13 protein-coding genes are annotated in these 12,212 nt (G+C 66.1%); 10 read left to right on the top strand and 3 right to left on the bottom strand.

Going from position 1 to position 12,212, the window contains the following annotated elements:
- The 4 genes from CDO46_RS02130 to ppa form a co-directional block, all read left to right on the top strand.
- On the top strand, window positions 1-673 hold a 673-nt coding region (locus CDO46_RS02130), incomplete at its 5' end, for a uroporphyrinogen-III synthase (RefSeq protein WP_140416823.1).
- Window positions 670-1,830: a uroporphyrinogen-III C-methyltransferase gene (locus CDO46_RS02125; RefSeq protein WP_087836925.1), complete on the top strand. Its 1,161-nt coding sequence runs from the start codon at window positions 670-672 to the stop codon at window positions 1,828-1,830. The genes CDO46_RS02130 and CDO46_RS02125, both read left to right, overlap by 4 nt.
- A 3-nt stretch (window positions 1,831-1,833) precedes the next feature.
- The gene (locus tag CDO46_RS02120; RefSeq protein ID WP_087836924.1) at window positions 1,834-3,129 is read left to right on the top strand and encodes a heme biosynthesis HemY N-terminal domain-containing protein; all 1,296 of its coding nucleotides are present in this window, start codon (window positions 1,834-1,836) and stop codon (window positions 3,127-3,129) included.
- Between the two features lie 72 nt (window positions 3,130-3,201).
- Window positions 3,202-3,738, top strand: coding sequence for an inorganic diphosphatase (gene ppa / locus CDO46_RS02115; protein ID WP_087836923.1), 537 nt, complete (start codon window positions 3,202-3,204; stop codon window positions 3,736-3,738).
- 108 nt (window positions 3,739-3,846) lie between these two features.
- On the opposite strand, the gene CDO46_RS27865 is transcribed toward ppa, so the two are convergent.
- The gene (locus CDO46_RS27865; RefSeq protein ID WP_140416822.1) at window positions 3,847-4,638 is read right to left on the bottom strand and encodes a hypothetical protein; all 792 of its coding nucleotides are present in this window, start codon (window positions 4,636-4,638) and stop codon (window positions 3,847-3,849) included.
- A gap of 244 nt (window positions 4,639-4,882) precedes the next feature.
- On the opposite strand from CDO46_RS27865, the gene CDO46_RS02110 reads away from it, so the two are divergent.
- Together CDO46_RS02110 and CDO46_RS02105 are read left to right on the top strand one after the other, a co-directional pair.
- The gene (locus tag CDO46_RS02110) at window positions 4,883-5,410 is read left to right on the top strand and encodes a hypothetical protein (RefSeq protein ID WP_087836922.1); all 528 of its coding nucleotides are present in this window, start codon (window positions 4,883-4,885) and stop codon (window positions 5,408-5,410) included.
- Complete coding sequence (locus CDO46_RS02105) at window positions 5,410-6,087, top strand: hypothetical protein (protein ID WP_087836921.1); 678 nt, start codon at window positions 5,410-5,412, stop codon at window positions 6,085-6,087. The genes CDO46_RS02110 and CDO46_RS02105 overlap by 1 nt, the downstream gene beginning before the upstream one ends.
- On the opposite strand, the gene CDO46_RS02100 is transcribed toward CDO46_RS02105, so the two are convergent.
- A complete protein-coding gene (locus CDO46_RS02100; protein WP_176400642.1) occupies window positions 6,079-7,353 on the bottom strand; it encodes a CaiB/BaiF CoA-transferase family protein in 1,275 nt (424 codons plus the stop codon). The two genes, CDO46_RS02105 and CDO46_RS02100, sit on opposite strands and share 9 nt — an antisense overlap.
- 91 nt (window positions 7,354-7,444) lie before the next feature.
- Window positions 7,445-8,422, bottom strand: a complete 978-nt coding sequence (locus tag CDO46_RS02095; protein WP_176400641.1) for a LysR substrate-binding domain-containing protein — start codon at window positions 8,420-8,422, stop codon at window positions 7,445-7,447.
- A 143-nt stretch (window positions 8,423-8,565) separates the two neighbouring features.
- Between CDO46_RS02095 and CDO46_RS02090 the strand changes: the two genes are divergently transcribed.
- From CDO46_RS02090 to CDO46_RS02075, 4 genes are read left to right on the top strand one after another with little or no spacing between them, the layout of a single operon-like run.
- Entirely contained in the window at window positions 8,566-9,276 is a 711-nt protein-coding gene (locus tag CDO46_RS02090) for a glutathione S-transferase family protein (protein WP_087836918.1), read from the top strand.
- A gap of 24 nt (window positions 9,277-9,300) precedes the next feature.
- The gene (locus CDO46_RS02085; RefSeq protein ID WP_087836917.1) at window positions 9,301-10,566 is read left to right on the top strand and encodes a CaiB/BaiF CoA-transferase family protein; all 1,266 of its coding nucleotides are present in this window, start codon (window positions 9,301-9,303) and stop codon (window positions 10,564-10,566) included.
- Window positions 10,567-10,594: 28 nt separating this feature from the next.
- On the top strand, window positions 10,595-11,560 hold the full coding sequence (locus CDO46_RS02080) for a tripartite tricarboxylate transporter substrate-binding protein (RefSeq protein WP_087836916.1): 966 nt from the start codon (window positions 10,595-10,597) through the stop codon (window positions 11,558-11,560).
- A 32-nt stretch (window positions 11,561-11,592) separates the two neighbouring features.
- A complete protein-coding gene (locus tag CDO46_RS02075; RefSeq protein ID WP_087836915.1) occupies window positions 11,593-12,195 on the top strand; it encodes a 2-hydroxychromene-2-carboxylate isomerase in 603 nt (200 codons plus the stop codon).
- The last annotated feature ends 17 nt before the right edge of the window (window positions 12,196-12,212 follow it).

The following is a 12,212-nucleotide window of genomic DNA, read 5'->3' as shown; positions in this document are numbered from 1 at the left end:
CACTCGCGTCCGCGTGTGCGTGGTGAGCGGCACCGGCGTGGGGTGGTTCCGGGCCGCATGGCTCGGGGCCGCGGTCCGGGGCCGCGCCGGGCCGGAGGCCACGGCCGCCGCGGTGGTCGGGCCGGCCAGCGCACGGGCGCTGCGCGAACATCCGGCTTTCGGCCAGGCTCCGCGGCTGGTTCAGCCCGCGCCCGACAGCCCGCATTTCGATTCCGAGGCGCTATGGGCCGTCCTGTCCGCCGCGCCGCTGCCGTCCCGGGTGCTGATCGTGCGCGGCGGCCGGGGCGAACAGGGCACCGGCCGCGACTGGCTGGCCGGCCGCCTGCGCGAGGCCGGCGCCACCGTCACCCTGCACCGCGCGTACAGGCGGGTTCCCGCGGCCTGGACGCCGCACCAGGCCGAGGGCCTGCGCCAACTGGCCCGCGCGGGCACGCCCACCGCCTGGCTGCTGACCAGCGCCGAGGGCGTGGACGCGGTACGCGGCCACCTGGCAGCCCTGGGATTGCTGGACTGGTGGGCCGATTGTCGTCTCGTTGCAACCCATCCACGGATCGCCCGGCATTTAATAACGGTGATCGCCGAAGCATTGCCCGCTCGCGGCGACCCGCCAATGTTACAAACTTGCGCGCCCCGGGATGAGGACATCCTGGCCGCGATAGAATCGGTGTCATGACTGCATCCGAGAACGCATCTCCCGCATCCGCGCAGGGTCCTGCGCCCAACGATACCCGTTCCGCAACCGAGCGCGCCGGCCGTGCCCCCAAGGGCAGGGCGTCCACCCGCTCCTTCCCCTGGCTCGGAACGGTGCTCGCCTTCGCGCTGATCGTGATCGTGGTGCTGGCTGCCGCGCTGTGGCGCCAGCAGCAGCTGGTCGATGCCATCGGCCGCGAATCGGCGCGCCGCTTCAACGAGATCGACTCCTTCTCCCGCGATGCCCAGGCCCGCGCCCGCCAGGCCCTGTCCATCGCCCAGGGCAATACCGACAAGCTGGCCGTGCTCGAGTCCAAGGTGCTGGAGTCGCAAAGCCAGCAGGCCGCGCTGGAGCAGCTCTATCAGGAACTGTCGCGCGGCGAGGACGAATGGACCTTGATCGAGGTCGAACAGGCCCTGTCCATCGCCGCCCAGCAGCTGCAACTGGCCGGCAACGTGCAGAACTCCATCGCCGCGCTGCAGGTGGCCGACGCCCGGCTGGCGCGCGCCGACCGGCCCCAGTTCACCGCCGTGCGCCGCGCCATCGCGCAGGACCTCGAGCGGCTGCGCGGACTGCCGTCGGTGGACGTGTCCGGCCTGGTGGTCAAGATCGACCAGTTGATCGGCCTGCTCGACCGCCTGCCGCTGCTGGCCAGCGTGCAGCCGGCCCACGAGGCCGATGGCCAGCCCGCGCCGGCCGCGGCCGAGACGGCGCAGGCGCCGGCGGGCGACGCGCCCTGGTGGCAGCGCGCCACCGCGTGGTGGCGGCCGCTGCGGGACGGTTTCCTGGGCGACATGCGCGACCTGATCCGCATCCGCCGCATCGACAAGCCCGACGCCCTGCTGGTATCCCCCGAGCAGGGCGCCATGGTGCGCGAGAATCTCAAGCTCAGGCTGCTCAATGCCCGGCTGGCCCTGTTGTCCCGGCAGGAGCATGCCTGGCGCGCCGACCTGGACGCCGTCGGCCAGGCCCTGCCCGCCTATTTCGATGCGAACGCGCCGCTCACGCGCAATGCCCAGACGCTGCTGCGGCAGATCCGCGAGACCGACATCTCCATCGAGCTGCCGAATCTCAATGACAGCCTGGCCGCGGTCCGGTCGGTGCTGCCGCGCAACGCCGTCCCCGGCGCGCAGAGGTAAGGCATGCGCACCTGGTTCTGGACCCTGTTGCTGCTGGTGGCCGCCGTCGGGCTGGCCGTCGGGCTGCGTTATCACTCCGGCAACGTCGCGCTGCTGCTGCCGCCCTACCGGGTGGAGCTGTCCGCCAGCCTGGCCGCGCTGATCCTGGTCGCGTTGTTCGCGGTGCTGTACGCCGCGCTGCGCGCCATCTCCTGGACCCTGGACCTGCCCGTGCGGGTGCGCCGCTGGCGCGCGCGCCGCGCGCTGGCGCAGCAGCAGGAACTGCTCGAGCGCGGCTGGATCAACCTTCTGGAAGGCCGCTATGCCAAGGCCGAGGCCGACATGAGCAGCGTGGCCGGACAGACCGACGTGCCGTCGCGCCGCGTCCTGGCCAACCTGTCGGCCGCCCGGGCGGCGCATGCCATGCAGGAGTTCGCCCGCCGCGACCTGCTGCTGGCGCAGGCCCGCGAGGCCGCCGACGCCGATGCCGGGCTCAAGCCCGCCGTCGTCCTGGTCGAGGCCGACATGCTGCTGGACCAGCAGCGGCCAGAGGAAGCGCTGGCCTTGCTGTCGCAACTGCACGAAGGCGGCCCCAAGCACATGCATTCGCTGCGGCTCACCCTGCGCGCCCATCGCGACCTGGGGCACTGGGCCGAGGTCCTGAAGCTGGCGCGCACGCTGTCCAAGCGCAATGCCCTGCATCCGGCCGCCGCCACGCGCATGATCGCCACCGCCGCGGCCGAGCTGTTGCGGTCGGCCAGCGATGCCGCCACGCGGCGCGCGATCTGGAAGGACCTGAAGGACGACGAACGCGTCCTGCCGGAAGTGGCGCAGGCCGGCGCCGCGGTGTTCGAGGCCGATGGCGACGAGCTGCGGACCCGCCGCATCCTCGAGACCGCGCTCGACGCCCAGCTCAGTCCCGTCCTGCTTCAGGCCTATGCCCGTTGCAGCCCCGAACAGATACCCCCGCGGCTGGAGAAGGCCGAGAGCTGGCTGCGCCAGCACCCCAACGATCCCGACCTGCTGCAGGCGCTGGGCACGCTGTGCCTGTGCGGGCGCCTGTGGGGGCCGGCGCAGCGATATCTCGAACGCAGCCTGAGCGAGCGCGACGACCCGCGCACGCATGCGCTGCTGGCCAGCCTGTACGATCGCACCGACCGCGCCGTCGAGGCCGTGCGGCACTGGCGCCTGGCCACCGAGGCGGTGATCGGCCTGCCGGTCCTGAAGGCCGACGAAGCCGTCCTGTTCGCCCCCGCCGCCGCGCGGCCCCAGTTCGAGAGCGAAGAGGACGTGGCGCCCGATCGCGCGGCCGGCCTCTAGCGCAGCGGTTTTTTTCGATGTCGTGCCGGCCCCGGGCCGGTCCACCTGTTTTTTCCAACCTTCCAGGCAGTTATGAATCTCGATCGAGTCGGTCCCGGCAAAAAGGCGCCGGAAGAATTCAACGTCATCATTGAGATCCCGATGAACGCGGATCCGATCAAGTACGAAGTCGACAAGGAAACCGGAGCCTTGTTCGTCGATCGCTTCATGATGACGGCCATGCACTACCCGTGCAATTACGGCTACGTGCCGCAGACCCTGTCCGACGACGGCGACCCCGTCGACGTGCTGGTCATCACCCCGCATCCGGTCACCGTCGGCGCCGTCGTGCGCTGCCGTCCCATCGGCATCCTGAACATGGACGACGAAGCGGGCGGCGACGCCAAGCTGCTGGCCGTGCCCGTGGACAAGGTCCTGCCCATCTACCGCCACTGGCAGAAGCCGGAAGACCTGCAGCCCGAGTACCTGCTGCGCATCCAGCATTTCTTCGAGCACTACAAGGATCTGGAGAAGGGCAAGTGGGTCAAGGTGAAGGGCTGGGACGGCCCGGAAGCCGCCCGCCAGGAGATCGTCGGCAGCATCGAGCGCTATCAGCGGGCCGGCAAGTAAGGCGAGGGCCGTGCCGCTACGAAGAGACCTCCCGGCGGGAGGTCTTTTTCGTTTTACGGGGAACGCAGAAACCAGCCAAGCTGGACAAGTGCGCTTGATCGCTTTGGTCTACGTTCCGTCGAACCCAGCTTCGTCTTCGTCTTCCGTTAGAAGCAGGTCAATTTGAGCTTTCAGGCGCTGTTTGTCTGCTTCGCGAAACAGAGGCGGAATGAGTAGCCAAGCACGTCTACCCCCGGAAAGCCGAACGGGAATGCGATCATGTTCCTCCCACGGGTTTTCGTCTCTGGGAGAGGGCGACTGGCGCTGTGGTAGTGCCTGTACAGGTGTAGCGATAGTCGCCGACGCTGCGATGTCAGACACCTCGCTGGCCAACGTGTCTGTTTCATCAACTTCAGATACAAGTTCCGCTGAATGCTGAGGCTGTTCGTAGACCCTCGCAAAGTCGAAGGATCTCTTGACAATGCCAACCAGGTTTTCGGCCGTGGCGGGCAGGAAATCCCGTTGGATCAGCTCGTATCTCAGGTTCCCGTCCGAGGGCAATCCTGAGGCGTATCTGTCCAGAAGCTCGGCAAACAACGCCGGCGCAGCGACGAACCGCCGCAGATAAGCATGACGCATATCTTCGCTCGGGGCGTACTTGTAGCTTTCGACATCTTTAGTCACTCCGAGCCGCCCATCATTGTGGCGCTCCAGCAGGCCGTAATAGCGGACCGAAGCAATCGTTGCCAAGGCTCGGCCATTGTTGGCGTCTTTATAGCCCATGTCCTGCGCAACCACATCAGGTGGGGCAGGGTTTAGCCGCTCTTTGTCGTAGACCTTGAGGGCGCGGTCCAGTGCTTCATCCAGCGAGATGGAAGGAGCGCGTGGACTCTTTTTTCGGATTGCCTCAGGCGAAGCCATACTTTCTTCTCCGGAAAGGTTGGAGTATAACAGTGCCTATACTTGTGGAGAGTGTAGTTTAAATTTTACTCAAGAGGATTTTTTGAAGAGTTAGAGCTATGAAAAGTCTAATTTAGCGCGATAGCTATAACGATGGCGGGAAGTTTTCGTTTTTCTCGAAAACAGAAAATATAGGAAATTCAAGTTAATAGTACGTTTTTCCTTTTTCGCGAAATTGAGAGCGAGCATGGGATGTTCCTGAGAGATGACCAAGGATAAGCAACTAGCGCTCAAGCCGTTCGACTTCGTGCTTGCCATCAAGATTGCAGTAAACAGGAGTCAGAACTTCCTGCTTGCCCAACTTGCCAGTGAGTTTGAGGTGTCGCTTTCGACGATTCATGCGGCCTTAAGCCGGGCTGAGTCGGCACGGCTCTTGAGCCGCTCCGCGGGTTCGCCCAGAGCACTAAGGCCCGCTTTGCAGGAGTTCGCAATTCACGGCGTGAAGTACGCCTTTCCGGCGGAGATCGGACGTGCGAGCAGAGGACTGCCGACTGCGATAGGCGCTCCACTCCTTGCCAGGCACTTTGAGGCAACTGAAGGGCCTGTGCCGGTTTGGGCTTATCCAGAGGGAACCACCTATGGCTTTGAGGTGATTCCTCTGCATCCATCGGTGCCAAAGGTGGCATTGAAGGATGAGGGCTTCTATGACGTGCTTGCGTTGGTGGATGCGCTGCGCGTGGGGGCCGCACGAGAAAGAGAAATTTCCATCAACGAACTCAAGGCACGCCTTTGATGGCAAATGATCCGAATCTGTCGCTCGTAAGCCTCGTGGCACATGCTTTAGGCCCTCTCAGCGCCGAGTTCATGCTGGTCGGCGGTTGTGCGGTGGGCCTCTTGATCACTGACCAAGGGCGACCTTCTGTACGGCAAACGATAGACGTGGATCTCGTGGCCGAGGTCACATCGCTGAATGACTACTACGGGTCACTCCGCAAGCTCAAAGGATCTGGCTTCAAAGAGGCCCAATCCGATGACCACATGTGCCGGTTGAAAAAAGGCGCGCTCATCGTGGACGTAATGCCGACTCAAGAGGTCCTTGGGCACTCGGTCAATCGGTGGTACGCAGAAGCTGTCAAGTGGGCACGGGTGATGACTCTTCCGGCAGGGGAGACGATTAACGTCATCAGCGCGCCTTTTTTTATCGCAACAAAGTTTGAGTCCTTCGACAGTCGCGGGAGAGGCGACTTCCTGCATCGTGACATGGAGGACATCCTGAACGTTGTGGATGGTCGCGAAGAGTTACTTTCGGAGCTTGCTTCCTCTCCTGTGGAGGTACGCGAGTTCATCCGCGAAGAGACTGATGGATACCTGGCGGACGAGACCTTTGTTGATCGACTGGAATGGGTCTTCCCACAGGGAAGGCATGAGGTCGTACTTCGCCGTTTACGCCAGCTTGCTGGCTTACCCTGACTTGTGCTGTAGCTCGGCCGCTTGTGGTGCGCACCGTACAACCCCGCGTGCCGCCAGTTCCTCGATGCGCTGGGGCGACAGCCCGGCCAGCGTTTCCAGGATCTCCTGCGTGTGGGCGCCGGGCAGCGGCGCCGGCGCGTCGTAGCCGGCCTGGCCGGCGCTGAACTTGATGGGGAAGCCGGGGGCGCTGGCGGCCATGTCGGTGCCGGTCATGGGGTTGTGCACCGGGACCACCATGCCGCGCTCGCGCAGTTGTCGCCATTGCATGACCTCGTCGATGCTGCGCACCGGGCTGCACGGAACCTTGGCCGCGTGCAGGGCCTGGACGATGTCCAGGGTGGCGCGCGCCTCGGTCCAGGCGGACACGATGGCGTCGACCTGCGCGTTGTGGGCGATGCGCCAGCCCAGGTCGTTCATCCGCGTATCGTCGGCCAGGTCCCGCCGGTCCATCGCGCCCAGCAGCGCGGTCCAGTCGGCGGCGGTGGCCGCGCCCAGCACTACCCAGCCATCGCGCGAGCGATAGACGTTGAAGGGCGAGAACCGCATGATGCGGCTGCCTTGACGCTGGGGCAGGCCCAGCTGCTCGTAGCAGTCGAAGGGTTCGTCGAACATCAACGAGAACAGGCAGTCGGCCATCGAAATGTCCACCGCCTGGCCGCATCCCGTGCGCTGGCGGTGCAGCAGGGCGGCCAGGATGCCGGACGCGGCGAACACGCCGGCGATGGCGTCGGACAGCGGCGAGCCGGTCTTGACCGGGGGGCCGCCGGCTTCGCCGGTCACGCTCATCAGGCCTACCGCCGCCTGCACCATCAGGTCGTAGGCCTTCAGGTGCCGATCGGAACCGGTCGAGCCGTATCCCGTCAACGAGCAATAGACGATGCCGGGGTTGACCGCCGCCAGCGCGTCATAGCCTACCCCCAGCCGGTCCGCCACGCCCGCGCTGAAGTTGTCGATCACGACGTCGGCGCCGGCTGCCATGCGCAGGAAGACCTCGCGGCCCGCGTCCGATTTCAGGTCCAGCATGACCGATTGCTTGCCGCGCGCGCGTTTCAGGTAGGCCAGCCCCATGTCCGCGTCCGAGGTCCGCTGGAAGGATACGCCGCCGGGGCCGGCGTAGGGGGGCGAGAACGCGGTGGGGTCGCCTGTGGCGGGATCGTCGATCTTCACGACCTGCGCGCCCATGCCGGCAAGGAACAGGGTGGCCTGCGGGCCTGAGAAGAAGCGGGTCAGGTCCAATACGATCGTCCCGGATAATATTTTCTGCATGCTCAGGTTCATTCGGTGGCTTGGCGGGCAGTCTAAGCAGAACCGGCGATGCCGGCGTCATAGGACTTTGCGCGGGGGACATATCCCGCAGTTATGGACCCTCCGTGGCAGCCAGCATCGTCGCGCCGGGCCAGCCGCCCGCCGCGACGATGTCCCGTACCAGCTCGGGGACCAGCGCGGCCACGCTTTCTGCGGCGGAGCCCATGGCGACGATGTCCGGGCTGCACAGCGAGAGCCGCCGCAGGATGGGCGGATCGCCCACCGACAGCGCCGACAGCCGGTCGCGCGCGCCTTCGCCTACCAGCGAGGACAGCGACAGGATGGTGGCCGCCTGGCCGCGTTCGACGATGGCCTGGATGGTGGACAGCGAATCGAGTTCGGCCATGACCTGGGGGGCCAGCCCGCGCGCGGCGAAGACCTGGTCGATGAGCTGGCGCGTGATGTTGGCGCGTCCGGGCAGCACCAGCCGCATCGCCGCGGCGTCCTCCAGTCTGACGCGGCCGCCGCGGGCACTCGGGGCGGGAGTGGCTGACAGCAGAAACAGTTCTTCCTCGACCAGCGGGACCCGGTGGATGTGGGGCAGGTCGCCGCCCTCGCGCGCGGCCGCGCCCGGCGGCGGAGCCGGCTCGAACAGCAGGGACATCTCCAGGCGGCCGTTGCCCACCAGTTCGCGCAGATGGCCGCTCAGGCTTTCGACCAGGCTGAGCTGGATGTCGGGATAGCGCTGCTGCACGGCGGCGATGAGCGGGCCGGCCAGTACGTTCGCGGCGCTGGTGGGCATGCCCACCGATACCGGGCCGCCGGGCAGAGCGCCGGCATGGGCCACGTCCCGGCGCAGGCGATCGACCTGCCGCAGCACGGCTTGGGCATGCAGGTACAGGGTCTTGCCTCCCGCCGTGGGCGTGACCCCGCGCACGCTGCGCGCCAGCAGCCGCACACCCAGTTCGGATTCCAGGTTCGCCAGTTGCGCGCTCAGGGCCGGTTGCGCGATGTAGAGATCCTTGGCGGCGCGGGACACGCTGCCCAGTTCAACGATGCGAACGAAGTACCGCAACTGTCTCAGCTCCATGTCCTTCCTTCGTACTCGAGGCGGAACACTGTAGACCATAGGTTCCGCGTATACCGGGATCGCAATGTCCTATTATTCCCGACGGATCGATGTCCCTACCATGGCTCCCATTCCCGGCGAAGTCGCGCAAGGGCACGGACATCATGATCGACCTCTATTTCTGGACCACTCCCAACGCCTACAAGGTCTCTATCCTGCTGGAGGAGCTGGAACAGCCCTATCGCGTCGTGCCGGTGCACATCGGCAAGGGCGAGCAGTTCGATCCTGCCTTCCTGGCCATCAGCCCCAACAACAAGGTGCCCGCCATCGTGGACCATGACGGCCCGGGTGGGCGGCCGCTGGCCATGTTCGAATCGGGCGCGATCATGATGTATCTGGCCGAGAAGTTCGCCAGCCCCTTGCTGCCCGCGGACCCTGTCGGACGCTATGCCACCGTGCAATGGCTGATGTTCCAGATGGGCGGCGTGGGCCCCATGCTGGGCCAGGCGCATCACTTCCGCAAGTACGCGCCCGAAACCATCCCATACGCGGTGGAACGCTACACCAACGAGGCACACCGTCTGTACGCCGTGATCGACCGCCGCCTGGGCGAGGTCGAGTACCTGGCCGGAGACGCCTGCACACTGGCCGACATCGCCACCTACCCCTGGCTGCGCCCCTATAAGTGGCAGGGCCAGGACATCGATGCCTGGCCCAACCTGAGACGCTGGTACGCGGCGGTCCGCGCCCGCCCGGCCGTGCAGCGCGGGCTTGCGGTAATGGCCGGCAAGGTGGACCGCAGCGGCGCGCCGCCCCAGGGCGAGCGTTGGAACAACCTGTTCGGCGACGCCCAGTTCGGCGCACGCCGCGCCTGAGAACCATCACACCGAAGGAGTCCCATGTCCGCCGCCTTGCCCATGCTCAAGGGATACCGCGTCCTGGATATGACGCAGATCGTGGCCGGGCCGACCTGCTCGCGCATCATGGCCGAACTAGGCGCCGACGTCATCAAGCTCGAACTCGCGCCATTCGGCGACCGTACCCGCATAGGCGGATTGCGTTCGCGCGATCCGCTGCTCAAGAACTCCAGCCGTAGCACCTACTACTTCCAGCACAATCATTCCAAGCGCAGCCTGGCGGTGGACATGAAGCATCCGCGCGGCGTGGCGCTGATCAAGGCACTGGCCGCGCGCTGCGACGTGCTGGTCGAGAACTTCAGTCCGGGTGTCATGGAGCGTGCGGGGCTGTCCTATGAAACCTTGCGGGAAGCGAATCCGGGGCTGGTCATGTGCTCGATCTCGCTGGCGGGCCAGCACGGGCCGCTGAGCCGCAAGCCCGGCTACGACTATGTCGCCCAGGCCTATGCCGGGGTCACGGACCTGATCGGCGAGCCGGATGGCGATCCAGCGATGATCACGATGGCCGTGGGCGATACGGCCACCGGCCTGGCCGCTGCGATGGCCGTGGGCTACGCGCTGCTGCATCGCGAACGCACAGGCGAAGGCCAGCACGTCGAGGCCTCGTTGCTGGATACCTATTTCCAGATGCACGAGGTGGCGGTGCCGCGCGTGTCGCTGCGTCCCGCCTACACGCCGCGCCGCACTGGCTCGCAGCATCCCGACGGCGGTCCGACCGGATTGTTCCGCTGCGGCGATGGCCGCTACATCGCCCTGGCCACGCTGCCCCACCAATGGGAAGCCTTGGTCCGCGCGCTGGACATGCCCGAGCTGCTGGCCGATCCGCGCTTTGCCACGCCGGCCCTGCGGCGCGATAACAATGCCGCGCTCAAGATCTTGTTGGAGCGGTGGCTGGCGCGCTTCGATTCCTGTGAGGCGGCCATTGCCGCCCTGGAAGCGTATCGCATTCCCTGTGCACCCGTCCTGACCCTGAACGAGGCGATGGCGCACCCGCACCTGCGCGAGCGCGGCACTGTGCGGCGCGTCCGGGACGAGGTGCTGGGCGATTTCGACATCCCCGGACTGCCTGTCCGGTTTTCCGCCTGGGAGCCGGCGAGCGAGCTGCGCGCCGATGCCCTGGGCGAGCACAACGAAGACGTGTTGAGCGAGGTGTTGGGGCTGGGGCCCGAGGACATCGAGACGCTCTACGCGCAGGAGGTCCTGGTACAGGACAGGCTGATCGCGCGCGGCAGACGCGGGGCGGCCTGACGAGTCATCCATCCAAGGAGGAGGAACCATGCGGACATTCATGCTTGCGGCGGCATTGGCCGTGGCGGCCGGACCGGTATCGGCGCAGACCTTTCCGACGCGGCCCGTCACGATGATCGTGCCTTTCTCGGCCGGCGGACCGACGGATGTGGTCGCGCGCCATCTGGCTCTGGCCATGGGCGCCAACCTGGGCCAGACCGTGGTGGTGGACAACCGCCCCAGCTCGGGCGGCATCGTCGGCGCGGAAGCGCTGCTGCGCGCCGCACCCGACGGCTACACGCTGATGATCCACAACATTGGCATGTCCACCGTGAAGGCCTTGTCCCCTGAGATCAAGTTCGATCCGGTGCATGACTTTGGCTATGTGGGCGAAGTGGTCGATGTACCCATGACCCTGGTGGGCAAGAAAGACCTGCCTCCGAGGAATTTCCAGGGGCTCTCTGCCTACCTGAAAAGCCAGGGCTCGCGCATCAACCTCAGCAACGCCGGTGTCGGCACCGCTTCCCATCTATGCGGGCTGATGCTGATGACGCGCCTGAAGGTGACCCTGACGACCGTCCCGTACAAGGGCGCCGCGCCGGCCATGACAGACCTGCAGGGCGGTCAGGTCGACCTGCTGTGCGACCAGATCACGACCACGCAGCAACCCATCCTGACGAACCGCGTGCAGGCCTATGGCAGCACCACGGCGGTCCGCCTGCCTTCGCTGCCGGAACTGCCTACCCTGAGCGAGCAAGGCCTGCCCGGCTTCGAGGTCACCGTCTGGCACGGCCTGTACGCGCCGCGCGCCACGCCGCCGGCCGTGATCGGCCGGTTGCAGCAGGCCTTGCAGGCGGCCCAGTCGGATCCGGCCTTCGTCGACAGCATGAAGAAACTGGGCGCCATGCCCGTGGGTGCCGAGCGTGCGACGCCCGCTGCGCTGGAGCAGAAGCTCAAGAGCCAGGTGGCTACGTGGACACCACTCATCCAGCAGTCGCAGGGATTGGCGCAATAGCACGGACGCGGTTTTTTCTGGAGCAAGACGCGATGAAGATCGAGATGTACTGGGACGTGGGGAGCACCAATACCTATTTCGCCATCAAGCTGATCAAGCCACTGCTGGCGCGCTACGGAGCCGAGCTGGTGCTGCACCCGTTCAACCTGGGCTACGTGTTCCGCAGCAACAACTACGAACTGATGAAGGAGCCCAAGGCGAAGCTGCGCAACCGCAAGCGCGACCTGATGCGCTGGGCCGAGAAGTACGGCCTGCCATTCCAGATGCCGCGCGAATTCCCGATCAAGTCCAGCCGCGCCTTGCGCGGATCGCTGGCCATGCGCCGCCACGGCAAGGAACTGGCGTTCGTCGAACGGGTCATGGAGTGCTACTGGGAGCAGGGCGACGCCAGCATTGCCGAGTATGCCGGCCTGCGGCCCATCGCCCAGGCGCTGGGGGTGGATCCGGACGAGTTCGAGCGCGTGAGCGCCTCGGACGAGATCGCCGAGGAACTGGCCCGAAGCACCAACGAGGGCATCGAGCGCGACGTGTTCGGCGTGCCGATGATCATCGTGGGCGACGAGTTGTTCTGGGGTAAAGACCGGATGGAATTCGTCGAGGACGAGCTGCGGCGCCGGCAGGTCCGTGCGGCCTGAAAGACCGCGCAGGCGGC

It is taken from the genome of Pigmentiphaga sp. NML030171 (genome assembly GCF_002188635.1).
In the GTDB taxonomy this organism is placed as follows: Bacteria; Pseudomonadota; Gammaproteobacteria; order Burkholderiales; family Burkholderiaceae_B; genus Pigmentiphaga; species Pigmentiphaga daeguensis.
Note: the sequence above shows the minus strand (reverse complement) of the source record. Positions and strands in the feature narration are given on the sequence as shown.

What these genes read in the sequence shown, in the direction of transcription:
- CDO46_RS02125 (WP_087836925.1), top strand. Translation starts at nt 670, where the DNA reads ATGACTGCATCCGAGAACGCATCTCCCGCATCCGCGCAGGGTCCTGCG.
- CDO46_RS02120 (WP_087836924.1), top strand. Translation starts at nt 1,834, where the DNA reads ATGCGCACCTGGTTCTGGACCCTGTTGCTGCTGGTGGCCGCCGTCGGG.
- ppa (WP_087836923.1), top strand. Translation starts at nt 3,202, where the DNA reads ATGAATCTCGATCGAGTCGGTCCCGGCAAAAAGGCGCCGGAAGAATTC.
- CDO46_RS27865 (WP_140416822.1), bottom strand. Translation starts at nt 4,638, where the DNA reads ATGGCTTCGCCTGAGGCAATCCGAAAAAAGAGTCCACGCGCTCCTTCC.
- CDO46_RS02110 (WP_087836922.1), top strand. Translation starts at nt 4,883, where the DNA reads ATGACCAAGGATAAGCAACTAGCGCTCAAGCCGTTCGACTTCGTGCTT.
- CDO46_RS02105 (WP_087836921.1), top strand. Translation starts at nt 5,410, where the DNA reads ATGGCAAATGATCCGAATCTGTCGCTCGTAAGCCTCGTGGCACATGCT.
- CDO46_RS02100 (WP_176400642.1), bottom strand. Translation starts at nt 7,353, where the DNA reads ATGCAGAAAATATTATCCGGGACGATCGTATTGGACCTGACCCGCTTC.
- CDO46_RS02095 (WP_176400641.1), bottom strand. Translation starts at nt 8,422, where the DNA reads ATGGAGCTGAGACAGTTGCGGTACTTCGTTCGCATCGTTGAACTGGGC.
- CDO46_RS02090 (WP_087836918.1), top strand. Translation starts at nt 8,566, where the DNA reads ATGATCGACCTCTATTTCTGGACCACTCCCAACGCCTACAAGGTCTCT.
- CDO46_RS02085 (WP_087836917.1), top strand. Translation starts at nt 9,301, where the DNA reads ATGTCCGCCGCCTTGCCCATGCTCAAGGGATACCGCGTCCTGGATATG.
- CDO46_RS02080 (WP_087836916.1), top strand. Translation starts at nt 10,595, where the DNA reads ATGCGGACATTCATGCTTGCGGCGGCATTGGCCGTGGCGGCCGGACCG.
- CDO46_RS02075 (WP_087836915.1), top strand. Translation starts at nt 11,593, where the DNA reads ATGAAGATCGAGATGTACTGGGACGTGGGGAGCACCAATACCTATTTC.